The organism is Mycobacterium sp. NGS49 (assembly GCF_059812565.1).
Window position 1 is genome coordinate 113,380 of sequence record NZ_JCALCX010000009.1, and the last position, 23,910, is coordinate 137,289.

The following is a 23,910-nucleotide window of genomic DNA, read 5'->3' on the forward strand; positions in this document are numbered from 1 at the left end:
GCTAGTCGCGGTTCGCCGGCTGCGCCACGGCGGCCAGCATGTTCGCCGAAGCGGCCTCGTTGGCCAGGTAGCCGGTGTCAGCCTCGGCGACGTAGCTGGCCCGGAGGTCCACACGAGCGGCCAGCGCCGCTGAAAAAGCTGTGACATCGCCGTCGGCGCCGCTGACTGCAGCAGCGCTGGCCTGACATGACAAACCCAGCCGCGCCGGCGCCGTCGTCTCGTTAAGGTCGTCCACCAACGCGCCCCATCGGGTGGTCAGAGTCTGCAGCGCACCCGGATCGACGCGGAGATGCTGCTGCACGGCGGCAGCTTAGCCACCCTCTTCGTCGCTCGCACTTCACCAGCGGGATCGGTTGAACCGCCTCTGCGCTACGAAATCAGTGTCGCGGTGGTCCTCAATCGTCTCCGCCAACAACACATTTAGCATCTCAGGGCCAATGGGCCGCGCTTTGCCGGCGGTATGTGTTGCTGGGCGGACTTCGAAGTCTGTTCAGTGTGACGGGTCGGTTTTGTTCGATCACGCCGGTCAGCGGTCACGCAATTGCGAGGTTTGTGGGTTGTCCGACAAGGAATTCTCGACGCTGACGTCAAGTAATTCCCCTCCCCGGGCGGCGTGGCTGCCGGGCGCCGGCCCCGCACATATGTTCGCTCTTGATCGGTGGAAAACGGCGGACGAAAGGGCGCCAACTAGCGGTCGCGTCGTCGAATGCGGTGATGTTGTCGTGAGTGGAGACCAGGCTTACTCCGTAGGGATTGCCGTCGACGAACGTCAGCGGGTCGGTGTAGCCCGGTGGCACGATGATGCTGCCGAAATGCATCAGCGTGACGTACGGGGTGAGCAGGGTGGTCTGCTGGTCGCCGTGCAGGGTGTTGCTTGTGTATGCCGCATACACCTTGTCGGCAAGCGTGCCCGCTGCCCACAGCCCGCCTAGCGAGTCGAGGAAGTCCCGCAACTGCGAGGCAACCGAACCGAAGCGGGTGGGGGAGCCGAAGATCACCGCGTCGGCTCAGACGATGACGTCGCCGGTGGCCACGGGCAGGTCTTTGGCCGCTTCGTAATTCGCTGTCCAAGCCGGGTTGCTCGCGAACGACGCGGGGTCACGCGTCTCAGCAACCGGTCGCACGCGGACTTCGGCGCCCGCGGATTCGGCCGCCGCGGCGACGCGTTTCGCCATCGAGGTGTTATGCCAGGTTGCCGAGTAGTAGCTGATCGCGAGTTTCGTCATGGGTCAGCCTCGGTACGTTGCCGACGGCGAACTCGCGGGCGCAGTGCCCGGGCGGTCAGGGCAACCCGGTCAGGCCGTTCTGGCCGAGCAGCGGCCCGCCGGTGCCGCCGGTGCCGGCCGTGCCCGCGGGCGTGCCGGTTCCGCCGTTGCCGCCGTTGCCGCCGTTGCCGATCAGCACGGCGCCGCCGCCAATCCCGCCGCTACCGCCGGTGTTGCCGACGCTATCCCCGCCGGCGCCACCATCACCGCCAGTGCCGATCGGTCCTGACTTGCCGCCGGTGCCGCCGTTGCCTCCGTTCCCGGAGATGTCGCCGCCAGCCCCGCCAGCGCCTCCTGCCCCCCCTGATCCGGTGAGCATGCCGGCATTGCCGCCAGCCCCCCCTTGCCCCCCGTGACCGCCGAGTAGGTTGGCGCCACCAGCGCCTCCCGCGCCGCCGAAGCCGAAGAGCAGGCCGGCGTTGCCGCCGGCCCCGCCAGCCCCGGCGGTATTGCCGCCGCCGCCGGCGTTGCCGCCGGGGCCGCCGGCGCCTCCGGTGGCCCCGAGGGCGAGCATGCCCGCGTTGCCGCCGGCTCCTCCTTGTCCGCTGGCGTTGTTAAAGGTGAAGCCGCCGGCGCCGCCGGTGCCGCCGGCGCCGAACAATCCGCCGCCGCCGCCGGCCCCGCCGGTGCCGCCGGCGCTCCCGTTGCCGGCGCCGCCGGTGCCGCCGGCACCGCCGGCGCCGAACAGCCCGCCGGTTCCGCCGGCCCCGCCCGCCCCACTGTTGTCGCCACCAGCTCCGCCGCTCGAACCGCCGACTCCGCCCGCCCCGCCGCTGGCGAACAGCCCGCCGGCCCCGCCGCTGCCACCGGCCCCGCCCGAGCCGCCGCCGCCGAATCCGGGCGTGCCTGAGCCGCCAGCCCCGCCGGCTCCGCCGCTGTTGAACAATCCACCGGCGCCGCCGGCACCGCCGGTTCCGCCGGTAGTACCGGGCATCAGTACGGCCCCGCCGGCCCCGCCGACGCCGGCGGGGCCGAAGAGCAACGCCGCCCCGCCCACGCCGCCAGCCCCGCCGCTACCGGCCGTTGAGCCTCCGCCGGCCCCGCCGGAGCCGCCGGCGCCGAACAACATCCCGCCGGCCCCGCCCGCCCCGCCGCTGGCGCCGGCCGCTCCAGACCCGCCGTTCCCGCCGTTGCCGAATAGCCACCCGCCGGCCCCGCCGTCAGCCCCGGTCCCCGGAGTCCCGTTGAGGCCGTTGCCGATCAGCGGGCGCCCGGTCAAGGTCTGGGTGGGCGCGTTGATCGCGGTGAGCACTTGTTGCTGCAGGGTGTGCAGCGGCGAACTACTGGCCGGAGCGTTGGAGCCGTCGAGTCCCAACAGCAGTCCGCTGACGCCGCCAGCGCCGATGCCGCCTAGGGTCGTTCCCGTCCCGCCGTTGCCTCCGTTGCCGCCGTTGCCGATGAGCACGCCGTTGCCGCCGACCCCGCCCGCACCGCCGGTACCGGTCGCCGACCCGGCCCCGCCGGTGCCGCCGTTGCCTCCGTTGCCGATCAGCCCGGCCTTGCCGCCGACTCCGCCGTTACCACCGGATGTGGCTCCCAAGAGGCCGCCAGCGCCGCCGGTTCCGCCGGAGCCGCCGGAGCCGAACAGCAGACCAGCGTTGCCGCCTGCCCCCCCGCCGCCGCCCCCTCCAACAAAAGGGTTGCCGGCCGCCGCGCCGGCTCCGCCGGAGCCGCCGGAGCCGAACAGCAGACCGGCGTTGCCGCCTGCCCCGCCCGTCCCGCCGGTTCTTCCGGCTCCGCCAGCGCCCCCGGCGCCGCCGTCACCGAGGCCGAGCATGCCGGCGTTGCCACCCGCCCCGCCGACTCCGCCGGTCACGTTGCCGGCCCCGCCGGTGCCGCCGTTGCCGCCGGCCCCGAACAGCCCGCCCGCCCCGCCGGCTCCGCCTGTCCCGCCAGGGTCGGCACCGTTGGTCAACCCGCCGGCTCCGCCGTCGCCGCCGGCGCTGAATAGTCCACCAACACCGCCAGCCCCGCCCGCCCCGCCGGGGGCACCAGTGCCCTGCCCGCCGATCCCGCCGGTCCCCCCGGAGCTGAAGAGCCCACCGGCGCCGCCGGCACCACCGGCCCCGCCGGCGCCACCGAGGAACGATGTCATCCCGCCGCCTCCGCCGGTCCCTGCGGCCCCGGCCAGCAAGCCGGCGGCCCCGCCGGCGCCGCCAGCCCCGCCAGCACCGGCCGAGGAAACCCCGCCGGCCCCGCCCGCCCCGCCGGAGCCATACAGCCAGCCGGCCCCGCCGGCCCCGCCGGCCCCGCCGACGCCGACTGTGGATGACCCGCCGGCCCCGCCGGCCCCGCCGGCACCGATCAACCCGGCCGCACCCCCGGCACCGCCGGCCCCGCCGGTACCGGCCGCTCCCGATCCGCCGGCTCCGCCGTTGCCGATCAGCCATCCACCCGCTCCGCCAGCCGCCCCAGAACCGGGTGCCCCGTTGGCACCGTTGCCGATCAGCGGGCGCCCGGTCAGTGCCTGCACCGGCGCATTGACTGCGTCCAGCAGGCTCTGCAACGGCGAGGCCGCCGCGGACTCGGCGGCCGCATACGACCCCGCGCCCGCCGACAGCGCCGCCACAAATTGGGAATTAAAGGTCGACGCCTTCGCACTGATTGCCTGAAAGCCCTGCCCGTGGGCAGAAAACAACGCCGCGATGGCCGCCGAGACTTCATCCTGGGCGGCGGCCAACACCCCCGTCGTGGAGGCCGCCGCGGCCACCCCGGCTGCGTCCAGCATCGAACCCACACTGGCCAAGTCCGCCGCCGCAGCACCCAGCACCTCTGGCAGCACGATCACAAACGACATTTCCGACCTCCCGATAGGTCCCGACGATCCGGCTTCGGAGCGTATCGGATCGTGCCATTCGCAGAGCGGTTTTTGCGCAATTGATCGACCAAACTGGAGTCGAAGTTCCCTGATAGCCGATAAAGGCCAGATGAATGATTACCCTGAATTACAAACTTGTTCAAAGCACCAGCGCTGCAGAAGATTTCGTACATTTTGAACGTACGCGCCGACCCCGTTAGCATGGCAGAAGAATTGAACGTTTCCGCTCTGGTGTCGAACGGCTTTACAGGGTGTCGAATGTGTCGTAGCCGTTGGTTCCACAATGGCGTAATCGGGACCTCTGCGCCCCAGCTATGGCGCCAGCGAGGGCATCTCCCTGATGCCGAACTCGCGGCGCAGCAGTGTGCGCGCGGCGTAGTAGCCGGCCATCCCATGCACGCCCGCACCCGGCGGGGTGGCCGCCGAACACAGATACACCTTGGGAATCGGTGTACTCCAAGGGTTTACCCGCGGAGTGGGGCCGGCGAGTGCGCGCAAAGCCGAGTTGCCGCCCACGCTGATGTCTCCGCCGACGTAATTGGCGTTGTGGTCGGTCATCCGCGCGGCGGGAACGCTGCGTGCCGCCACCACGATGTCGCGGAAGCCCGGCGCGAATCCTTCCACTACGCGGGTTATCGCTTCGGTTGCGTCATCTGTCGATCCGGGGGGCACATGCGCGTAGGTCCAGAACGGCCGTCGCCCTTGGTCGTCGATCCGGCCGGGGTCGGTGATGTGCGGCAGTGCGCCGAGGATCATTGGTGCGGCGGCGTGACGTCCCGCCGCGATGTCCGCCTCCGCCTGCACCATCTGCTGGCGCGTGCCGCCGAGATGGAGGGTTGGCGCTTGGTTGAGCCGCGGATCCGACCACGGTATGTCCTCGCTCAGGACGAAATCCACCTTGGCTGCTCCGGAGCCAAATCGATAGCGGCGCAACGCATTAGCGTACCGGTCTGGAATCGAGTGACGGTAAACGTCTAGCAGGGTGGTCGGCGCGGTGTCGTAGACAGCGACGCCGTCGGGCGCCTCGGTGACTTCCACGCCTGCCGTTATATCACCGCCGTGCGCGCGCAGGTCGGCGACGAGCGCGTCGGAGATCATCTGAGTGCCACCCACCGGAATCGGCCAGCCCACCGCGTGGGCGAGCGTCGCCAGCATCAGTCCCGCACCTGCCGAGGCCAGCGAGGGCAGCGGTGTAATCGCATGCGCCGCAACGCCGGTGAACAAGGCGCGGGCATCCTCGCCGGTCAGTGCGCCCCATGCCGGGGTGCCCTGCGTCAGCATCCGCAACCCGAGACGGACAACCGTCGGCAAATCTCTGGGCAACGATCGTTTGTCGCCGAGCAGGAAGGCCACGACCGCGTCCGCGTGGGACACGAGCGGCCCGAGAAAGCGCCGCCATGGCTCGCCGGCGTCCAGTTCAGCGCAGGTTCGTTCTAAATCTCGGTACGCGATGGCCGCCGGTCGTCCCGGCAACGGGTTCGCGTAGGAGATCTCGGGCACGGCCAGCTGGATCCCGCGTGCGGTGAGGTTGAATTCGGCGAAGAACGGTGACGCCAGTGCCAGCGGGTGCACGGCCGAGCAGACGTCGTGCAGAATCCCGGGGAATTCGGAATCGGCCGCGCTGCGTGCGCCCCCGCCAAACGTGGGCTGGGCCTCAAGGACCTGCACTTTCAATCCCGCGCGGGCACAAGTGACGGCCGCGGCGAGCCCGTTGGGTCCGCTGCCGACGACGGTGACGTCCATCTGTGAATTACAGCCGACGACGTCGTCGAAGGGAACTCCGCACCTAGTTCAGGCCGGACGTGATGCACAGCACCTCGTCGAGGCTGGCGGTCGCGAGCCCGGCCCCGGCGGCCCGCCGGCCCAGCTCGGCGAGGGGATCGGGCGCGTTGGCATGAATACCCCCGACGCGATCGAGTAGGGCGGTCTCGAACATTGCCGGGCCGTGCGCCACTTGCCCGCTACGTACGTAGCGTCCGGCGCCGGGCGCGCGTGAGGCCATCTCGTCGGTCGCACTCGTACCGATCAGCCCGTCCGCGTCGGCGAAGTTGACCGCCACCTGGTAGACGTTCTGCTCAGCCTCGAACACGCTCGTCAGGCGGGTGATCAAGCGCTCCTGGGCATAGAATTACCCGCCGCGCCCCAGGTGCAGCCAGAACCGTCCGTAGATCTGGTCGCGGATCTGAGACAAAAGGGCTCCCGCAGACTCTCTGTCGGTGATCGGACAGAACTCCAGAAATGGATACCGTTCCAGCATTTCCGCGCGATCGGCCGCAGGCAGGCCCGCATCGACCACCAGATAGCGGCCGATCCGCCAGAAGTCGTTGCAGCAGTTCAGAAATGAGTTCAGCGTCACCTCGGTGCGGTCGCGATCCGGCCCGGCGACCAGGCTGAGCACCACCTCGGCGTCGCGGCGGTGGCCTGCCAGGTGCAGCGCCAGCTCACCGGGTTAAGAAGCGGCGGTTTCGAAAGTCCTCGGCGCGCTGTTGTCGCAGTTGGCGGCGATCCGTTGCCGATCCTCGGCGGGCAGGCCGGGCCGGGCCAGGGCTCGCCGCCAGAGCGCGACCGCCTCGGCGTGCTCGCCGATCCACGATGCGCAGACGGCAGCCTCATAGAGCGCGCCCCAGGTGTAGGTATCCGCACTGACAAGAAATGTGTCCTCAGTGGGAAACGGGATCTCGGCGGCGTGCTTGGCGAACAGATAGCCGAGCCGGTATCGCTCGTCGAGACGGTAGCGATAGGCGATGGCGTACAACGGTTCCGCGCGGGTCGGCCGGAACTCCCAGGCCCTCAGATAGGCGCTCTCTACCTCCGGCCAGGGCGCACCCATCGACCACATCGACTCCGCGACGCGGTACATCGATTGGTAGGTCTCCTCGGCCCACCCGCCCATGTCGACGCGGCGCTGATACCACCTGCGGGCGTTCTCGAAATCGCCTAAGTCGAAGTAACTTTGCGCCAGATAGAACACCGACCGCGGATCATCAGGATTGCGTTCGATCTCGGCCAGGAGCAGGTCGCGGTCGCTCTCGTATTTCTGCTGCGGATTCCGGTTGCGCGCTCCGAGGCGGCGGGAATCGATGTAGTACTCACCGCCGAGTCGGTCATGACTGAAATCGGTGTCGACGACGACGTCTTCATGGACCACGCCTTCGTAGCGGACCGGTAACCCGTCGCGGAAGAGGTTCGGCCGCCAGAAAACGTTAGAAGTTTGGCGATAACGGAGCTGGTAGAGATCTTTGTCCAACTGGCCGAAATCGAGGTTGCCCACGACCTTGTCGTCGGCGTCGAGGACCCAGATGTAGTCGCCGTGGCCCTGTGCGAGGGTCAACGCCTCGGACCGGTTGTGCCCGAAATCGCGCCATTGGCGCTCGTGCAGCTCCCCGTGAATGCCAAGGCGGGCCATGTGATCGCGGATGACGGCCTGGGTCCCGTCGTCGGAGCCGGTGTCCACGATCACCCAAGCACTGATGTACCGCGCGATGTCGTTGAGGGTCTCCTGGATGATCGCCGCCGCGTTGCGGACGATCATGTTGACGCAGATCGCCGGGCGCACGAGGGAGGACACGGCCGGATCGTACTCAGCGGCGCCGGTTGTGGCTAAGGGATTGCCCCGAGTGATGGGTGCCCGCGCTGCGGGACGTGGCAGCGCCCGGCTCCGCCGCGCTCGCGATCCCCGCGGGCCCTGATGGCGGGGACCCGCTTCGCCCGGCTCCGCCGCGTTCGCGATCCCCGCGGGCCCTGATGGCGGGGACCCGCTTCGCCCGGCTCCGCCGCGTTCGCGATCCCCGCGGGCCCTGACGGCGGAGCTCCTCAGCGGGCCCGAACGGCCCGCATCGTCGCACCGCTAGGCTGTCCGCGTGAACTTGCCTGTTGTATTGATCGCCGACAAACTCGCCCAATCAACCGTCGCTGCCCTGGGAGACCAGGTCGAGGTGCGCTGGGTAGATGGGCCGGACCGGGAAAAGCTGCTCGCCGCGGTGCCCGAGGCCGACGCGTTGCTGGTCCGGTCGGCCACGACGGTCGACGCCGAGGTACTGGCCGCGGCGCCCAAGCTCAAGATCGTCGCCCGCGCCGGCGTCGGGCTGGACAACGTCGACGTCGACGCCGCGACCGCGCGCGGCGTGCTCGTCGTCAACGCCCCTACCTCCAACATCCACAGTGCCGCCGAGCACGCGATCGCCCTGCTGCTGGCCGCATCCCGCCAGATCCCGGCCGCCGACGCCACGCTGCGCGAACACACCTGGAAGCGGTCGGCGTTCTCCGGCACCGAGATATTCGGCAAGACCGTCGGGGTGGTCGGACTGGGACGGATCGGGCAACTGGTCGCCCAGCGCATCGCCGCCTTCGGCGCTCACCTCGTCGCCTACGACCCGTATGTGTCGCACGCCCGCGCCGCCCAGCTCGGCATCGAACTGCTGCCCCTTGACGAACTGCTGGCCCGTGCCGACTTCATTTCGGTGCACCTGCCCAAGACGCCGGAGACGGCTGGGCTGATCGGCAAGGAGGCGCTGGCCAAGACCAAACCCGGCGTCATCATCGTCAACGCCGCCCGCGGCGGCCTCATCGACGAGGCCGCGCTGGCCGAGGCCATCACCAGCGGTCATGTGCGCGCAGCGGGCCTGGACGTGTTTGCCACCGAACCGTGCACCGACAGCCCGCTGTTCGAACTTCCCCAGGTGGTCGTCACCCCGCACCTGGGAGCGTCGACGACTGAGGCGCAGGACCGGGCCGGCACCGACGTTGCCGAGAGCGTGCGGCTGGCGTTGGCCGGCGAGTTCGTGCCGGACGCGGTCAACGTCGGCGGCGGTGTGGTCAACGAAGAGGTTGCGCCATGGCTGGACCTGGTACGCAAGCTCGGTGTGCTGGCAGCCGCACTGTCCGACGAGTTCCCGGCATCGCTGTCGGTGCAGGTGCGCGGTGAACTGGCCGCCGAAGACGTCGAGGTGCTGAAGCTGTCGGCGCTGCGCGGATTGTTCTCCGCGGTCATCGAGGAGACGGTCACCTTCGTCAACGCCCCGGCGCTGGCGGCCGAACGAGGGGTCTCCGCTGAAATCAGCAAGGCCACCGAGAGCCCCAACCACCGCAGCGTGGTGGACGTGCGGGCCGTCGGTCCGGACGGCTCGGTCGTCAATGTCGCGGGCACCCTGACGGGGCCGCAGCTGGTCGAGAAGATCGTCCAGATCAACGGCCGCAGCTACGACCTGCGCGCCCAGGGCATCAACTTGGTGATCCACTACGCCGATCAGCCCGGCGCACTCGGCAAGATCGGCACCCTGCTCGGTGCGGCCGGGGTGAACATCCAGGCGGCGCAGTTGTCCGAGGACACTGAGGGCCCGAGCGCCACCGTCGTGCTGCGGCTGGACCAGGACGTCCCCGCCGAGGTGCGGTCGGCGATCACCCAGTCGGTGGGCGCCAACAAGCTCGAAGTGGTTGATTTTTCGTGAAGCTCGCCGTTATTGCCGGCGACGGGATCGGACCGGAGGTCATCGCAGAGGCGATCAGGGTCCTCGACGTCGTGCTACCCGGGGTCGAGAAAACCGAATACGACCTGGGCGCCCGACGATTCCATGCGACCGGCGAAGTGCTGCCGGAATCGGTGGTGCCCGAACTGCGCCAACACGACGCCATCCTGCTCGGCGCGATCGGCGACCCCTCGGTGCCCAGCGGTGTGCTGGAACGAGGCCTGTTGCTGCGCATGCGTTTCGAGCTCGACCACCACGTCAATCTCCGCCCTGCCCGCCTCTATCCGGGGGTGACCAGCCCACTCGCCGGCAACCCCGAGATCGACTTCGTCGTGGTGCGCGAGGGAACCGAGGGTCCCTACACCGGAAACGGTGGCGCAATCCGCGTCGGGACGTTGCACGAGGTGGCCACCGAGGTCAGCGTCAACACCGCCTTCGGGGTACGCCGCGTGGTCACCGACGCGTTCGAGCGCGCCATGAAGCGCCGCAAGCATCTAACGCTGGTGCACAAGACCAATGTGCTGACGTTCGCCGGGGGACTCTGGCTGCGGACCGTGCAGGAGATCGGCGAGCAGTACCCCGACGTCGAGGTCGCCTACCAGCACGTCGACGCGGCGACGATCTTCCTGGCCACCGACCCCGGACGGTTCGACGTGATCGTCACCGACAACCTGTTCGGTGACATCATCACCGACCTGGCCGCGGCCGTGTGCGGCGGTATCGGCCTGGCCGCCAGCGGCAATATCGACGCGACGCGGACCAACCCGTCGATGTTCGAACCGGTGCACGGCAGCGCGCCCGATATTGCCGGACAGGGCCTCGCCGATCCGACCGCGGCGATCATGTCGGTGGCGTTGCTGCTGGCCCATCTTGGCGAGGACGAGGCGGCTGCGCGGGTAGACCGGGCGGTTGCCGCTTACCTGGCGACTCGCGGGGACGAACGGCCTGCCACCAGCGTTGTCGGCGAACGGATTGCAGCCGGGCTCTAGGCTGCTTGGGGGTCCAGGTCGGGCCGGTGGGCCGGCGCGTCGCGCGGCGGATTGTCGGCGACACGGTGAGCAAGGATGTGTGCCGGCACGATGGGCAATGCCAACAAGGGGAGCAGCCCGCACAACGAGAACGCCAGCGGATACCCGGCGAGCTCAATCACCTCGCCGAACACCGGGGGTCCGGCCGCCGCGGCAATAGTTTGCGTGGTGTTCTGCGTAGCCATCGCCCGTCCACTCCAGAAGCGACCGGCGAATTCCGCAATGGCGGTGAATGCCAATCCGTTGTCGAGAACCGTGATGACGGATGCAGCCACCATGAGCGCAATCGCAACAGGCGAGTGCAGCCGATCCATGAGTGCCATCAACAAGATAACAATGGCCGCCGCCGCGGCGATCCTGCGTATCGGCGTGGTACGCGAGCCCAATCGATCAGACCACCGGCCCACGACGATGCGGCCGAGAGCCCCGACCAGCTGCGACACACTCACCAGGGCGCCCGCCGCCGCGACTGACCAACCCCGGGCCTCGATCAGCCACACCAGCATGAAAGTGAAGACCACCGTCTGCGGCACCATCAGCAGTGCTGACGCGAGGTGTATGCGCCAGAGCACGGACGTACCCCGGTAGGGGCTTACGCCGTCGCCCTGAGGTAGGCCCAACGTCTCCGGCCAGGATGGGTTCCGCACCGCGACGGCGCACAGCAGTGCGGCCGAACCGCACAGCGCGCCGCAGAACATGAGTGCCCTCGATATACCCTGCTCACCGAGCTCAGGAAGCGCGAACGCAGCGAGGGCCACCCCCAGCGGCGGAGCAGTTTGGCGGATCCCCATCGCCAGGCCGCGCTGGTGCGGCGGAAACCAGCCCGTCACCAGCGGACCGCTGGCTGTGTATGTACTGGCCGCCGACATCCCGCCGAGGAATAGACATAACCCCTGCGCAAACATTGTGGGCGGCACGAGTGCGGAGCCGGATGCGGCGGCTGCGGTCAACGCCAGACCCACCGTCAGTACGGTTCGCTCGCCGATTCGGTCCAGCAGATAACCCCAGCCGAGATGAGTAAGCAGCATTCCGGCCGCAGGCATCGCCGACAGCAATGCAGCTCCGGCGAGCGAAACATCGTGCTCGTGGTCCAAAACTGGGATAAGGAAGGCGATGCCCTTAACGAACACGGTGGCACTCAACGTAGCTGTGAGCGCGACGCCGAGCATCACCCACCGCCTCGTGGTAACGCTCATCTCGGCCGACACTGGCTGATGGTTACAGCAATCCTCTTAAGGGATGGTTTACAGAGCGCAAACAGGCGTCTACCGACTCCCCTCAACCTGGCGGCGCCGGTGCAGCATTACCGTCTTGACGCGGATGAGCCATACCGGGCTTGCGGTGCCTCTCGCGGGGACGAATGGCCTGCCACAGGCGTTGGCGGCGAACGGAGTGCAGCCGGGCTCTGGTCTCCAGTCCAGGCGGCAGCACCCGTGTGGGCACCAGCGGTGCCGCGGCGAGCGGGAACAAGCCACACAACCCCCAGGCCAGCGGGTAGGCGGCGGTACTGATCAACGCCCCGAACAACGGTGGACCGGCCGCCGCCATCAACCGCTGGGTGGTGTTTTGGATGCCGAGCGCACGTCCGCTCCAATACGGGCCGGCGAATTCCGTGATGGCCGTGGCCTCCAGCCCGTTGTCGAGCACCGCCAGCACCGAGACGGTGATCATCAGCAACACGTCGTAGCGCGAACCGACTCTGTCACTGAAGGCCAGCAGAAACAAGGCCAGCGCGGCCGCGACGGCGATGATGCGCACCGGTCGCATGCGTGAGCCGACACGATCTGACCAGCGGCCGACCAGGACGCGGCCCCCGGCGCCGATCAGCTGCGAAATGGTCACCAAACCACCGGCCGCGGCCACCGACCAACCATGGTGGTTGATCAGCCACACCAGCATGAAGGTGACCGTCACCGTCTGGGGCATCATCAGCAACCCCGACGCCGCATGGATTCGCCACAAGGTCGATGAATCGCGATAGGGATTGGCCAGTTCCTCGTCGGTAGCCGCCCACCGGGATTTGCGGGGCGGGTCGACCACGCCGATGAGGCTGACAACCGCCGCGGTTCCGCACATCACCGCGGGAAACATCAAACCCGCGTGTACACCATCTTCGGCCAGCTCGGGTATCACCAACGCACCCAACGCGATCCCGAGTGGTTGTGCGGTTTGGCGGATACCCATCGCCAGACCGCGCTGCTCCGGCGGAAACCATCCCGAAACCAATCGGCCGCCAGCCGCGTTGCAGCTGGCGGCGGCCATCCCGCCCAGAAACAGCAAGACGCCCATCATCAGCAGTGAATGAACCGAGGCGGCACCGTATGCCGCGGCGGCCGTCAACGCCGAACCGGCCGTCAACACGATGCGCTCGCCGACGCGGTCCAGGACATAACCCCAGGCGACCAGCGTGATCACCATGCCCCAACTCGGCATCGACGCCAAAAGACCAGCCTCGGCCAGCGGAGTTCCGCGCGCCGCTACCAACCGGGGGATGAGGAAAGCGGTGCCGTTGATGAAGAGGAAGGAACTCGTCGTCGCGACCAGCGATACCGCGACGATCGACCAGCGCCCCAGCGCACTGGTCGGGTTCCTGAGCACTTAGTCATGCTCGCACAGGGCCGGAGGTGCGCGGGGCGGCGAACAACGGCTCACCGGCCGCGTTGGCGTCGTCGAGCCTGTATTTTCGGAGGCCGTTACTCGCACTTTGGCTGCAGACTTACAGGCTGGGCGCGAGGGGATTGGCTGGATTGCTCGGGCCCGCAGCGCCCGGCTGCGCCGGGCTCGCGACCCTCGCGGTGCTGGATTGCTCGGGCCCGCAGCGCCCGGCTGCGCCGGGCTCGCGACCCTCGCGGTGCTGGATTGCTCGGGCCCGCAGCGCCCGGCTGCGCCGGGCTCGCGACCCTCGCGGTGCTGATTGCTCGGGCCCGCAGCGCCCGGCTGCGCCGGGCTCGCGACCCTCGCGGTGCTGATTGCTCGGGCCCGCAGCGCCCGGCTGCGCCGGGCTCGCGACCCTCGCTAGGCTGATCCAAATGCGCCTTGGACGAATCGCCAGCCCGGACGGAGTCGCTTTTGTCAGCATCGAAGGAGATCTTGACGACCCCGACGGCATGACGGTCCGCGAGATCGCCGAGCATCCGTTCGGCACCCCGAGTTTCACCGGCCGCTCCTGGCCGTTGGCCGACGTCCGGCTGCTGGCCCCGATACTTGCCAGCAAAGTCGTCTGCATCGGCAAGAACTACGCCGACCACATCGCCGAGATGGGCGGTCAAGCGCCGGCCGACCCGGTGATCTTCCTCAAGCCCAACACCGCGATCATCGGGCCCAACGTGCCGATTCGCCTGCCCGCCAACGCATCCCCGGTCCACTTTGAGGGAGAGCTGGCAGTGGTGATCGGCCGGGCGTGCAAGGACGTCGACGCGACCCAAGCCGCCGACAACATCCTCGGCTACACCATCGGCAATGACGTGTCGGCGCGCGATCAGCAGAAATCCGACGGCCAGTGGACCAGGGCCAAGGGACACGACACCTTCTGCCCGGTCGGGCCCTGGATCGTCACCGACTTGAGTCCTCTAGATCCGTCCGATCTGGCCTTGCGCACCGAAGTCAACGGCGAAGTCAAACAGAATGCCCGCACCTCGCTGATGATCCACGACGTCGGCGCCATCATCGAATGGATCTCGGCGGTAATGACCCTGCTGCCAGGCGATCTCATTCTTACCGGCACTCCGGCCGGCGTCGGTCCGATCGAGCACGGAGACACCGTCTCGGTCACCGTCGAGGGCATCGGCACCCTAACCAACCCCGTTGTCCGCAAAGGAAAGTAGTGACTACCGCAGATCATGTTCGGGTTCGGTTCTGCCCGTCTCCCACCGGCATACCCCACGTCGGGATGGTTCGCACCGCCCTGTTCAACTGGGCCTACGCCCGGCACACCGGCGGCACCTTCGTCTTCCGCATCGAGGACACCGACGCCGAACGGGACAGCGAGGAAAGCTATCTGGCTCTGCTCGACGCCCTGCGCTGGCTTGGCCTGGACTGGGATGAGGGTCCCGAAGTGGGCGGTCCGTACGGCCCGTACCGGCAATCCCAACGCCGTGATCGCTACCGCGATGTCGTGGCCCGGTTACTGGAGGCGGGTGAGGCCTACTACGCGTTCTCCACACCGGAGGAGGTCGAGGCCCGGCATGTCGCCGCCGGCCGCAATCCCAAACTGGGGTACGACAACTTCGACCGCCAGCTCACCGACTCGCAGCGCGCGGCGTACCTGGCCGAGGGACGACGTCCCGTGGTGCGGCTGCGCATGCCGGACGAGGATCTCACCTGGCAAGACCTCGTGCGCGGCCCGATGACGTTCGCGGTCGGCACGGTACCGGATTTCGCCTTGACGCGCGCCAACGGAGATCCGTTGTACACGTTGGTCAATCCGTGCGACGACGCGTTGATGAAGATCACCCACGTGCTGCGCGGTGAAGACCTGCTGCCCTCAACGCCTCGCCAGCTCGCGCTGTATCAGGCATTGATTCGGATCGGGGTAGCGGAGCGCATCCCGGAATTCGGTCACTTCCCGCCCGTGCTGGGGGAGGGCACCAAGAAACTGTCCAAGCGCGATCCCCAGTCGAATCTGTTCCTGCACCGCGACCGCGGCTTCATCCCCGAAGGCCTGCTGAATTACCTTGCCCTGCTTGGCTGGTCGATTGCCGACGACCACGATCTGTTCAGTCTCGACGAGATGGTCGCCGCCTTCGACGTCGTCAACGTCACCTCCAATCCCGCCCGCTTCGACCAGAAGAAGGCCGATGCGATCAACGCCGAACACATCCGGAGACTGACCGTCGACGACTTCACCCGCCGGCTGCACGACTACCTCGCGGCGCACGGCCATCAACTCGACTTGGACGACGCGGGGTTCGCCGCGGTCGCCGAGCTGGTACAGACCCGGATCGTGGTGCTCGGTGACGCGTGGGACCTGCTGAAGTTCCTCAACGACGACGACTACGCGCTCGACCCCAGGGCCGCCGCCAAGGAACTCGGGGCCGATTCGGCTGCGGTACTGGACGCCGCCATCGCCGCGCTGGACGGCATCTCGGACTGGACGACGGAGCACATCGAGATCGCGCTCAAAGGCGCCCTGATCGAGGGCCTGGCGCTGAAACCACGCCGGGCCTTCGGTCCCATCCGGGTGGCCGCCACGGGCACCACCATCAGCCCGCCGTTGTTCGAGTCGCTTGAGCTGTTGGGCCGTGATCGCAGCCTGGGCCGGCTGCGCTCGGCCCGGGAGCAGGTGGGGTCGGCGTAGGCGTGCGTGGGGCGCCGGAAGTCTTTGGTAGTCTGCACTGCGGCTTTGAAAGGCTTACAGCGGCTGACCTCAGCGGCGCCAGGACGCGGGTGCTAACCCGGGAAATGCGTGCTGACCAGCTGTTTTAGGTCGTCAATGGGGTATGGTGTAATTGGCAACACAGCTGATTCTGGTTCAGCCATTCTAGGTTCGAGTCCTGGTACCCCAGCCAAGCTCCACCTGATTTAGCGATTAGGCGGGGTATCCGGGTTGAGCTATGCTGACTGCTCGGATCGTTTCTGGCCCCGTCGTCTAGCGGCCTAGGACGCCGCCCTCTCACGGCGGTAGCGTGGGTTCGAATCCCATCGGGGCTACAAAAACGAATTCTGCGGCTACTGGCCGCCGCCTTTCGCGGCCGGCGCAGTGGTACCCCCCACCGGCATGCTCGGCAGGCCGAGCTTGCGGTGGTCCCAGGACCGAGACCGCCGGCTGACGATGCGGACGCCGACGCGCTTGTTCATCATCTGGTCGACGAAAGGCTTCATGTCGTCGCTGTAAGGGCCGGTATAGCGCTCCCACACGCTGACTCCGACCCGGTGCAGCGCGTCGGGGTCGTCCACGATCTCGGCCACGCCCTCGAACGAGACTCCGCGCAGGGTGTCGTACGTGTCGCCGTCTTCGAGCAGGAAGCTGACCCGCGGGTCGCGTTTGAGGTTGACCGCCTTCTGGGACTTGGCCTTGGTTTCCAGCCAGATCTCGCCGTCCACCACCGCGTACCACATGGCCGTCAGGTGCGGCTGTCCGTCCGGCCCGATGGTGGCCAGCGTCCCGGTCCGACTGTTGTTGACGAAGTCGGTGATCTCGTCCTCCGACATGACGATGCTCGCGCGCTGATTCGTTCCCATGGCGTCAGTGTGTCAGGCCCCGAAATCGGGTCTGCACCGGCGGCGCTGAGCCTGTGCTCAGTGCGCGAGAGTGCCGTGGTCGCTGGCCCTGGATGCAGCCTGGGCGCGGCAGGCGAGTCCCTACAGCCTCCGCGTCAGCGCATCGGCGGCGGCCAGAAGGTCAGCGGCCCAACGCGCGCCGGGTCGCCGTCCCATCCGATCGATCGGACCGGACACCGAGATCGCCGCCACCACAACGCCGCGTCCGTCGCGCACCGGCGCCGACACGCTTGCCACGCCCGGTTCCCGCTCGGCGACGCTCTGCGCCCATCCTCGCTTGCGCACCTCGGCCAGCACCCGGTCGGTGAACATCGCCTTGGGCAGCACCGCCTTCTGGGTGGCTGGGTCGCTGTGGGCCAGCAGCACCTTGGCCCCCGAGCCCGCGGTCATCGGTAGCCGCGCGCCTACCGGAACCGTATCGCGAAGCCCCGCAGGTGGTTCCAGTGCGGCGATACAGACCCTGGAGGTGCCCTCGCGCCGGTACAACTGGACGCTTTCGCCGGTGGTCTCTCGCAGTTGGGGAAGCACCGCGGCGCTCGCGGCCAGTAGCGGGTCGCTGACGTGGGCCGCGAGTTCGGTGACCGCGGGCCCGAGCCGCCAGCGGCCGTCCTCGTCGCGGCCGGCCAAGCGGTGCACCTCGAGCGCGGCCGCCAGGCGGTAGGCGGTGGCCCTGGGCAGCCCGGTGCGTTCGCACAGTTCTGCCAGCCCACAGGGTGATTGCGCGATCGCGTGCAGTATGCCGACGGCTTTGTCCAGGACGCCGATGCCGCTATGCTGTCTCACAGAGAGATACTAGCGTCTCGTATAGTGAGATTCCAGCCCGGATCGAGCGGCGAGCCGTAGATGAGCGAATCGAGGCAAGGATGTCAGTCGACACAGATGCCGCCCGGCCGCGGACCATGGCCGAGAAGGTGTGGGACGACCATGTTGTGGTGTCCGGCGGCAGCGAAGCACCGGACCTGATCTACATCGATCTGCATCTGGTGCACGAGGTCACCAGTCCGCAGGCATTCGACGGTCTACGGTTGGCCGGCCGGCCGGTACGGCGCACCGATCTGACGATCGCCACCGAAGACCACAACGTCCCGACCATCGACATCGACAAGCCGATCGCCGACCCGGTGTCACGCACGCAGGTCGAGACCTTGCGGCGCAATTGCGCGGAATTCGGTGTCCGGCTGCACCCGATGGGCGATATCGACCAGGGCATCGTGCACGTCGTCGGACCGCAATTGGGCCTCACCCAACCGGGGATGACGATTGTGTGTGGCGACAGCCACACCTCTACCCACGGTGCATTCGGTGCCATTGCAATGGGTATCGGCACCTCTGAGGTCGAACATGTGCTTGCCACCCAGACGCTGCCGCTGCGCCCGTTCAAGACGATGGCGGTCAACGTCGACGGTGAACTGCCTGCCGGCGTGACCGCCAAAGACGTCATTCTTGCGTTGATCGCCAAGATCGGCACCGGCGGCGGGCAGGGGCACGTCATCGAATACCGGGGCAGTGCCATCGAATCGCTGTCCATGGAAGGCCGGATGACGATCTGCAACATGAGTATCGAGGCCGGCGCACGGGCCGGCATGGTGGCGCCGGACGAGACGACGTTTGAATTCTTGCGTGGCCGTCCGCACGCGCCCACTGGCGCGGACTGGGACGCCGCTGTGGCGTACTGGCGGCAGCTGCGCACCGATCCCGGAGCGGTTTTCGACACCGAGGTATACCTGGATGCGGCCTCGCTGAGCCCGTTCGTCACCTGGGGCACCAATCCGGGCCAGGGTGTGCCGTTGAGCGCCGCCGTGCCCGACCCGGAGCTGATGACCGACGACGCGCAGCGCCAGGCCGCCGAGAAAGCGTTGGCATACATGGACCTTCGGCCCGGAATGGCGATGCGCGACGTTGCGGTCGACACCGTGTTCGTCGGGTCCTGCACCAATGGCCGGATCGAGGACCTGCGCGTGGTGGCCGATATTCTGCGTGGTCGCAAGGTGGCTCCGGGTGTGCGGATGCTCGTGGTGCCCGGCTCCATGCGGGTTCGGGCGCAGGCTGAAGCAGAGGGGCTCGGTGACATCTTCACCGCCGCGGGCGCGCAGTGGCGGCAGGCCGGGTGCTCGATGTGCCTGGGGATGAACCCCGATCAGCTTGCGCCCGGGGAGCGGTGTGCCGCGACATCCAACCGCAATTTCGAAGGGCGGCAGGGCAAGGGCGGTCGCACGCACCTGGTTTCTCCGGCGGTCGCTGCCGCCACCGCGGTGCGCGGCAAGCTTTCCGCGCCGACGGATTTGAACTAGCCGAGATGAATTCACATCCAGAATTAGGGGAAGAGCATGAAAGCCTTTGACACCCACACCGGAATCGGCGTGCCGCTGCGGCGGTCCAATGTCGACACCGATCAGATCATTCCCGCGGTCTACCTGAAGCGGGTCACCCGAACCGGTTTCGAGGACGGCTTGTTTGCGAGCTGGCGCTCGGATCCGTCTTTCGTGCTCAATATGAGCCCCTTTGATCGTGGCTCAGTCCTGGTTGCCGGACCGGATTTCGGCACGGGATCCTCGCGCGAGCATGCGGTCTGGGCGCTGATGGACTACGGATTCCGGGTGGTTATCTCGTCTCGGTTCGGTGACATTTTTCGCGGCAACGCCGGCAAGGCCGGGCTGTTGGCGGCCGAAGTTGACCAGGACGGTGTCGAACTTCTCTGGAAGCTCATCGAGCAGAGTCCGGGGCTGGAAATCACTGTCAATCTTCAGGATCGAAATATCACCGCGGGAACGACGGTGTTGCCGTTCAGGATTGACGATCACACCGCTTACCGATTGCTTAACGGACTGGACGATATAGGCCTTACGCTGCGGAAACTCGACGAAATCGAAGCATTCGAGGTGGCTCGTCCGGCTTGGAAACCGCGCACAGTGCCGACCTCCTGAAGGGTCGGACGGCGCCGAATTCGTGCGCCAAACCGGGGCCATTTCGCGTCGGCACCACGGGCCAAGGGCGGCAATCGGATTGCGAGAATGGCGGCCTACGGACGGCCATTGCGGTCTGAAATTGCGCGTGGCTCTTGGCAATTTGCCAGCCTAGGGTTTACCGTAGAGCACTAGTCGGTTCCAAACGAGGACCACTGGCTTCGGAGGGTTGGATGAATAAAGCAGAGCTCATAGATGTGCTCACACAGAAATTGGGCTCAGATCGTCGGCAGGCGACCGCCGCAGTCGAGAATGTCGTCGACACGATTGTGCGCGCGGTCCACAAGGGTGACAGCGTCACCATTACCGGTTTCGGTGTCTTCGAACAGCGTCGGCGCGCGGCTCGCGTAGCCCGCAACCCGCGCACCGGTGAGACGGTGAAAGTGAAGCCCACGTCTGTCCCGGCGTTCCGTCCAGGAGCTCAATTCAAGGCGGTTGTGGCTGGCGCACAAAAGCTCCCGGCCGAGGGCCCTGCGGTGAAGCGCGGCGTGGTGGCGAGTGCGGCCAAGAAGGCTGCGGCCAAGAAGTCGCCGGCCAAGAAGGCGGCGACCAAGGCGCCGGCCAAGAAGGCCGCGACCAAGGCGCCGGCCAAGAAGGCTGCGACCAAGGCGCCGGCCAAGAAGGCTGCGACCAAGGCGCCGGCCAAGAAGGCTGCGACCAAGGCGCCGGCCAAGAAGGCCGTCACCAAGGCTCCGGCCAAGAAGGCCGTCACCAAGGCTCCGGCCAAGAAGGCCGTCACCAAGGCTCCGGCCAAGAAGGCTGCGACCAAGGCTCCGGCCAAGAAGGCTCCGGCCAAGAAGGCTGCGAGCACACGGCGCGGCCGCAAGTAGTTCCCCTACGCAGATACCCTCCGGCGGGCAGCACTGCCCACGGAGGGTATTCGCTTGTCAGGCGCGTACATTCGCGGCCAGCGCACCGCCGATGTGGTCGGCGGCGATAAGCCGGCCCGACGAGAGCGACAGCACCCAGGTGCTGCCCTTGAGGTTGCGCGACTTGTCGGGACGCACTCCGTCGCGGTCGCACCACCAAGCGATGAGGTCCGGAATAACCTTGCCCTGCGTGCAGATCACGGGTGTGCCGGCCCGTTCGGCGATTTGCAACATCCGCTGCCGACCACGCTTGGCGTTCTTGGCGTAGGCCTCTTCAGTCAGGTTGGGTTCGTTACGAATATCGACGCCCAGCTCCGCGGCCAACGGCTCAACCGTCTGATGGCATCGCACCCGGTCGGCCGCGTATACGCGGTCGGCGCCGAACGCCAGCAACTGGGCCACCAGTGCCTCGGCCTGCGCGCGTCCCTTCTTGTCCAACGGGCGTTTGGTGTCGTCACCGCGGTAGCGTGACTTGCTGCCCGCGGTGCCGTGTCGCACCACCAGCACCGTCTTGGTGTCCGGAGGCTGTTTGACAAACCGCCGCAGCACCTTTCGGTCCTGCCCATAGTCCAGCTTCTTCATGGCCTCGGCGACCGGCAGCCAGGTGAGCTCGTCGACCTCGTGCCCGGGTGCGAATTGGCCACCGGTGCTGCGTGCCGCCCAGTAGTGCACTCGCTTGACGCCTTGGTCGACCGGGTAGGTGATGGTGGACAGGCGCCTGCCCAGATGACTGTGGTGCCCGGTCTCTTCCAGCACCTCGCGCACGGCAGCGACCGGTGACGTCTCGCCCGGGTCGACTTTGCCTTTGGGCAGCGACCAGTCGTCGTAGCGGGGCCGGTGGATCACGGCGACCTCAACCGGTCTGGATCCCGATTTCGCCCGTGTTCCCCGACCGGGCCGCCACAACACCGCGCCGGCCGCGTACACGACCCGGTTTCCCGGGCGTCGACGGTCCGACGAGTTCTGGATCGGCACCTTCACTCCTGCAGGTCAATTCGGCCAGGCCGCTCGTGCTGGTGGATGTGGTTCCGCGGAGACGCCAGAGTGTTATGGGCTGCGATGCCGCTCCATCAGAGAAGCCTGGTGGTCGCGTACGCTCTCGCCTTCCTGCGGCGCCGCCGTCCACTGTCCGTCGGAACCGAGTTCCCAGCACCGGGTGGACGGGTCGAGCGCCGACTCGAACAGATCACCCAATTGTGCGGTCAACCGCGGGTCTTTGACCTGAGCCATGACCTCGACGCGCCTGTCCAGATTGCGGTGCATCATGTCGGCACTGCCGATCCAGAACTCGTCGATGGCCTTGAAATGCAGAATTCGCGAATGTTCCAGGAAACGGCCCAGAATGGAGCGGACGAAGATGTTCTCGGAAAGACCTTCGGCACCCGGGCGCAGGGCACAGATGCCGCGCACCACCACCTCCACCCGCACCCCGGCCTGCGACGCACGGTAGAGCGCGTCGATGACCTGTTCGTCGACGAGGGCGTTCATCTTCAGCCGGATTCGGCCGTCGTTGCCCCGGCGGTGCGCTTCGATCTCGCGTTCGACCCGCTCGATGATGCCGGTGCGGATGCCGTGCGGCGCCACTAACAGGTTGCGGTACGTCAATTTTCGGGAGTAGCCGGTCAACGTGTTGAACAGGTCGGTCAGGTCGGCACCGATGTTGGGGTCGGCGGTCAGCAGCCCCACGTCCTCGTAAAGCCGTGCCGTCTTGCCGTTGTAGTTGCCCGTTCCCACGTGGCAGTAACGCCGAATATGGGGTCCTTCGCGACGGACCACCAGGCAGGTCTTGCAGTGTGTCTTGAGCCCGACGAACCCGTACACGACATGCACGCCCGCCTGCTCAAGGGTCCGCGCCCAGCGGATGTTGGCCTGCTCGTCGAACCGCGCCTTGATCTCAACCATTGCCACTACTTGCTTTCCGGCTTCGGCGGCGTCGATCAGTGCCCGCACGATCGGGGAATCCCCGGAGGTGCGGTACAGCGTCTGCTTGATCGCGAGCACGTTCGGATCGGCTGCGGCCTGTTCGATGAACCGCTGCACGCTCGTGGAGAACGAGTCGTAGGGGTGGTGCACCAGCACATCGCCTTCGCGCAGGGTGGCGAAGATGCTCTTGGGGGTCTCGCGGTCGGCGAAGGCCGGGTGGGTGGCGGGTACGAAGGCCCGGTCCTTGAGCGCGGGCCGGTCGACGCCGTAGATCTGCCACAACGACGACAGATCCAGCAGCCCAGGAACTTCGATGACATCACCGGGATGGACGTCGAGCTCGCGTAGCAACAGCTCCAGCATGCCTTCGGTCATGTCGTCGGCCACTTCCAGCCGCACCGGTGAACCGAACCGCCGCCTGGCCAATTCACGCTCGAGCGCCTGCAACAGGTCCTCGTCGCGATCCTCTTCCACCTCGAAATCGGCATTGCGGGTGATCCGAAACGCGTGGTGCTCCACGATTTCCATACCCGGGAAGAGCACCGGCAGGAAAGCCGCGATCAGCTCCTCCATCGGCAGGAAGCGGACGGCCACCTGATCCTCATCCTCGTCGCCGTCGGGTTCGAGTTCGACGAACCGGCCCACGTTGTCGGGCACCTTGACGCGCGCGAAGTGCCGGGTGCCGTCCTCGGGTTGCTTCACCGTGATCGCCAGGTTCAGGCTCAGTCCGCTCACGAAAGGGAAGGGGTGGGCGGGGTCGACGGCCAGCGGCGTCAGGACGGGAAAGACCTGTTCGTGGAAATAGGTCGATAAATGCTCTCGCTCAGCCTCGTCCAGGTCGGCCCACGTGACGATATAGATGCCTTCTTCCTCGAGTGCGGGAACGACCGAATCGAGGAACACGCGCGCGTGCCGGCTGGCGAGGTGTTGGGTCTGCTCACCGATGCGGCGCAGCTGTTCGCGCGGCGTCAACCCGTCTGCTGAGCGGACCGACAGCCCCATCTCGTCGCGGCGTTTCAGGCCGGCGACTCGAACCATGTAGAACTCATCGAGATTGGAGGCGAAGATCGCCAGGAATTTGGCGCGCTCGAGCAGCGGCATCGAGTTGTCGTCGGCGAGCGCGAGAACCCGCGCGTTGAAATCGAGCCAGCTCAGCTCCCGGTTGAGGTAGCGCTCTTCGGGCAACGCATTCTTGATCGCGGCGGGGGTCGCTGCGGGCGGCGCCGTCAGAGCCGAGTCCCCAGCGTGCCAAATGTGGTCGTCGGGACGGGCCTCTGCCTCTGGGGTGGCTTCGATTTCGGTCACCCTGCGATCATTGCCTATTGCGTGGCGATGCTGCCAGCGGTCGGCGCAGATCTAT

General features: G+C 67.4%; 19 protein-coding genes, 2 tRNA genes and 1 pseudogene. 9 read left to right on the top strand and 13 right to left on the bottom strand.

Annotation, left to right across the window (positions count from 1 at the left end; translation table 11 throughout):
- Window position 1: 1 nt before the first annotated feature.
- From AC5Y7D_RS11645 to AC5Y7D_RS11675, 7 genes and pseudogenes are all read right to left on the bottom strand, one after another.
- On the bottom strand, window positions 2-301 hold the full coding sequence (locus AC5Y7D_RS11645) for a hypothetical protein (RefSeq protein ID WP_499924058.1): 300 nt from the start codon (window positions 299-301) through the stop codon (window positions 2-4).
- Window positions 302-587: 286 nt separating this feature from the next.
- Window positions 588-1,226: pseudogene (locus AC5Y7D_RS11650) on the bottom strand (NAD(P)H-dependent oxidoreductase).
- A gap of 55 nt (window positions 1,227-1,281) precedes the next feature.
- Window positions 1,282-4,062: a PE family protein gene (locus AC5Y7D_RS11655; protein WP_499924059.1), complete on the bottom strand. Its 2,781-nt coding sequence runs from the start codon at window positions 4,060-4,062 to the stop codon at window positions 1,282-1,284.
- Window positions 4,063-4,395: 333 nt separating this feature from the next.
- On the bottom strand, window positions 4,396-5,826 hold the full coding sequence (locus tag AC5Y7D_RS11660; RefSeq protein ID WP_499924063.1) for a phytoene desaturase family protein: 1,431 nt from the start codon (window positions 5,824-5,826) through the stop codon (window positions 4,396-4,398).
- 43 nt (window positions 5,827-5,869) lie between these two features.
- Entirely contained in the window at window positions 5,870-6,172 is a 303-nt protein-coding gene (locus AC5Y7D_RS11665) for a hypothetical protein (RefSeq protein ID WP_499924066.1), read from the bottom strand.
- Between the two features lie 39 nt (window positions 6,173-6,211).
- Window positions 6,212-6,481, bottom strand: coding sequence for a hypothetical protein (locus tag AC5Y7D_RS11670; RefSeq protein ID WP_499924068.1), 270 nt, complete (start codon window positions 6,479-6,481; stop codon window positions 6,212-6,214).
- A 51-nt stretch (window positions 6,482-6,532) separates the two neighbouring features.
- A complete protein-coding gene (locus AC5Y7D_RS11675; protein WP_499924069.1) occupies window positions 6,533-7,639 on the bottom strand; it encodes a tetratricopeptide repeat-containing glycosyltransferase in 1,107 nt (368 codons plus the stop codon).
- A 304-nt stretch (window positions 7,640-7,943) separates the two neighbouring features.
- Here AC5Y7D_RS11675 and serA point away from each other — a divergent pair, with 304 nt between their 5' ends.
- Window positions 7,944-9,530 (top strand): phosphoglycerate dehydrogenase, encoded by a 1,587-nt coding sequence (serA, locus tag AC5Y7D_RS11680; protein WP_499924070.1) that lies wholly within the window; start codon window positions 7,944-7,946, stop codon window positions 9,528-9,530.
- A complete protein-coding gene (locus AC5Y7D_RS11685; protein ID WP_499924073.1) occupies window positions 9,527-10,537 on the top strand; it encodes a 3-isopropylmalate dehydrogenase in 1,011 nt (336 codons plus the stop codon). The genes serA and AC5Y7D_RS11685 overlap by 4 nt, the downstream gene beginning before the upstream one ends.
- Here AC5Y7D_RS11685 and AC5Y7D_RS11690 read toward each other — a convergent pair.
- Both AC5Y7D_RS11690 and AC5Y7D_RS11695 read right to left on the bottom strand, forming a co-directional pair.
- Entirely contained in the window at window positions 10,534-11,772 is a 1,239-nt protein-coding gene (locus AC5Y7D_RS11690) for an MFS transporter (protein WP_499924077.1), read from the bottom strand. The genes AC5Y7D_RS11685 and AC5Y7D_RS11690 overlap by 4 nt on opposite strands.
- Before the next feature lie 82 nt (window positions 11,773-11,854).
- Window positions 11,855-13,174 carry an MFS transporter gene (locus tag AC5Y7D_RS11695; RefSeq protein WP_499924078.1) on the bottom strand — a complete coding sequence of 440 codons (1,320 nt, stop codon included), beginning with the start codon at window positions 13,172-13,174 and terminating at the stop codon, window positions 11,855-11,857.
- Window positions 13,175-13,605: 431 nt separating this feature from the next.
- Here AC5Y7D_RS11695 and AC5Y7D_RS11700 point away from each other — a divergent pair, with 431 nt between their 5' ends.
- The 4 genes from AC5Y7D_RS11700 (at window position 13,606) to AC5Y7D_RS11715 (ending at window position 16,225) form a co-directional block, all read left to right on the top strand.
- Window positions 13,606-14,400, top strand: coding sequence for a fumarylacetoacetate hydrolase family protein (locus AC5Y7D_RS11700; RefSeq protein ID WP_499924079.1), 795 nt, complete (start codon window positions 13,606-13,608; stop codon window positions 14,398-14,400).
- Window positions 14,400-15,872 carry a glutamate--tRNA ligase gene (gltX, locus tag AC5Y7D_RS11705; RefSeq protein WP_499924081.1) on the top strand — a complete coding sequence of 491 codons (1,473 nt, stop codon included), beginning with the start codon at window positions 14,400-14,402 and terminating at the stop codon, window positions 15,870-15,872. The genes AC5Y7D_RS11700 and gltX overlap by 1 nt, the downstream gene beginning before the upstream one ends.
- 136 nt (window positions 15,873-16,008) lie before the next feature.
- Window positions 16,009-16,083: transfer RNA gene (locus AC5Y7D_RS11710), tRNA-Gln, on the top strand.
- Window positions 16,084-16,152: 69 nt separating this feature from the next.
- Window positions 16,153-16,225, top strand: a tRNA-Glu gene (locus AC5Y7D_RS11715).
- 18 nt (window positions 16,226-16,243) lie between these two features.
- Here AC5Y7D_RS11715 and AC5Y7D_RS11720 read toward each other — a convergent pair.
- Both AC5Y7D_RS11720 and AC5Y7D_RS11725 read right to left on the bottom strand, forming a co-directional pair.
- A complete protein-coding gene (locus AC5Y7D_RS11720) occupies window positions 16,244-16,756 on the bottom strand; it encodes a PPOX class F420-dependent oxidoreductase (protein WP_499924082.1) in 513 nt (170 codons plus the stop codon).
- A 120-nt stretch (window positions 16,757-16,876) separates the two neighbouring features.
- Window positions 16,877-17,578, bottom strand: a complete 702-nt coding sequence (locus AC5Y7D_RS11725; protein ID WP_499924083.1) for an IclR family transcriptional regulator — start codon at window positions 17,576-17,578, stop codon at window positions 16,877-16,879.
- Window positions 17,579-17,658: 80 nt separating this feature from the next.
- Here AC5Y7D_RS11725 and leuC point away from each other — a divergent pair, with 80 nt between their 5' ends.
- The 3 genes from leuC to AC5Y7D_RS11740 all read left to right on the top strand — a co-directional run bounded on the left by leuC (window position 17,659) and on the right by AC5Y7D_RS11740 (window position 20,588).
- Entirely contained in the window at window positions 17,659-19,086 is a 1,428-nt protein-coding gene (gene leuC / locus AC5Y7D_RS11730; RefSeq protein ID WP_499924085.1) for a 3-isopropylmalate dehydratase large subunit, read from the top strand.
- 36 nt (window positions 19,087-19,122) lie between these two features.
- A complete protein-coding gene (leuD, locus tag AC5Y7D_RS11735; protein ID WP_499924087.1) occupies window positions 19,123-19,719 on the top strand; it encodes a 3-isopropylmalate dehydratase small subunit in 597 nt (198 codons plus the stop codon).
- A 212-nt stretch (window positions 19,720-19,931) separates the two neighbouring features.
- Complete coding sequence (locus AC5Y7D_RS11740) at window positions 19,932-20,588, top strand: HU family DNA-binding protein (RefSeq protein ID WP_499924088.1); 657 nt, start codon at window positions 19,932-19,934, stop codon at window positions 20,586-20,588.
- 57 nt (window positions 20,589-20,645) lie between these two features.
- Here the strand turns inward: AC5Y7D_RS11740 and mutT1 are convergent, their stop codons facing one another.
- The gene (gene mutT1 / locus AC5Y7D_RS11745) at window positions 20,646-21,602 is read right to left on the bottom strand and encodes an 8-oxo-(d)GTP phosphatase MutT1 (RefSeq protein WP_499924090.1); all 957 of its coding nucleotides are present in this window, start codon (window positions 21,600-21,602) and stop codon (window positions 20,646-20,648) included.
- A gap of 72 nt (window positions 21,603-21,674) precedes the next feature.
- Window positions 21,675-23,873, bottom strand: a complete 2,199-nt coding sequence (locus tag AC5Y7D_RS11750; protein ID WP_499924180.1) for an RNA degradosome polyphosphate kinase — start codon at window positions 23,871-23,873, stop codon at window positions 21,675-21,677.
- Window positions 23,874-23,910: the final 37 nt, after the last annotated feature.

Coding starts and splice junctions, on each gene's coding strand:
- AC5Y7D_RS11655 (WP_499924059.1), bottom strand. CDS start 4,062: ATGTCGTTTGTGATCGTGCTGCCAGAGGTGCTGGGTGCTGCGGCGGCG.
- AC5Y7D_RS11700 (WP_499924079.1), top strand. CDS start 13,606: ATGCGCCTTGGACGAATCGCCAGCCCGGACGGAGTCGCTTTTGTCAGC.
- leuD (WP_499924087.1), top strand. CDS start 19,123: ATGAAAGCCTTTGACACCCACACCGGAATCGGCGTGCCGCTGCGGCGG.
- leuC (WP_499924085.1), top strand. CDS start 17,659: ATGTCAGTCGACACAGATGCCGCCCGGCCGCGGACCATGGCCGAGAAG.
- AC5Y7D_RS11740 (WP_499924088.1), top strand. CDS start 19,932: ATGAATAAAGCAGAGCTCATAGATGTGCTCACACAGAAATTGGGCTCA.
- AC5Y7D_RS11720 (WP_499924082.1), bottom strand. CDS start 16,756: ATGGGAACGAATCAGCGCGCGAGCATCGTCATGTCGGAGGACGAGATC.
- AC5Y7D_RS11690 (WP_499924077.1), bottom strand. CDS start 11,772: ATGAGCGTTACCACGAGGCGGTGGGTGATGCTCGGCGTCGCGCTCACA.
- AC5Y7D_RS11660 (WP_499924063.1), bottom strand. CDS start 5,826: ATGGACGTCACCGTCGTCGGCAGCGGACCCAACGGGCTCGCCGCGGCC.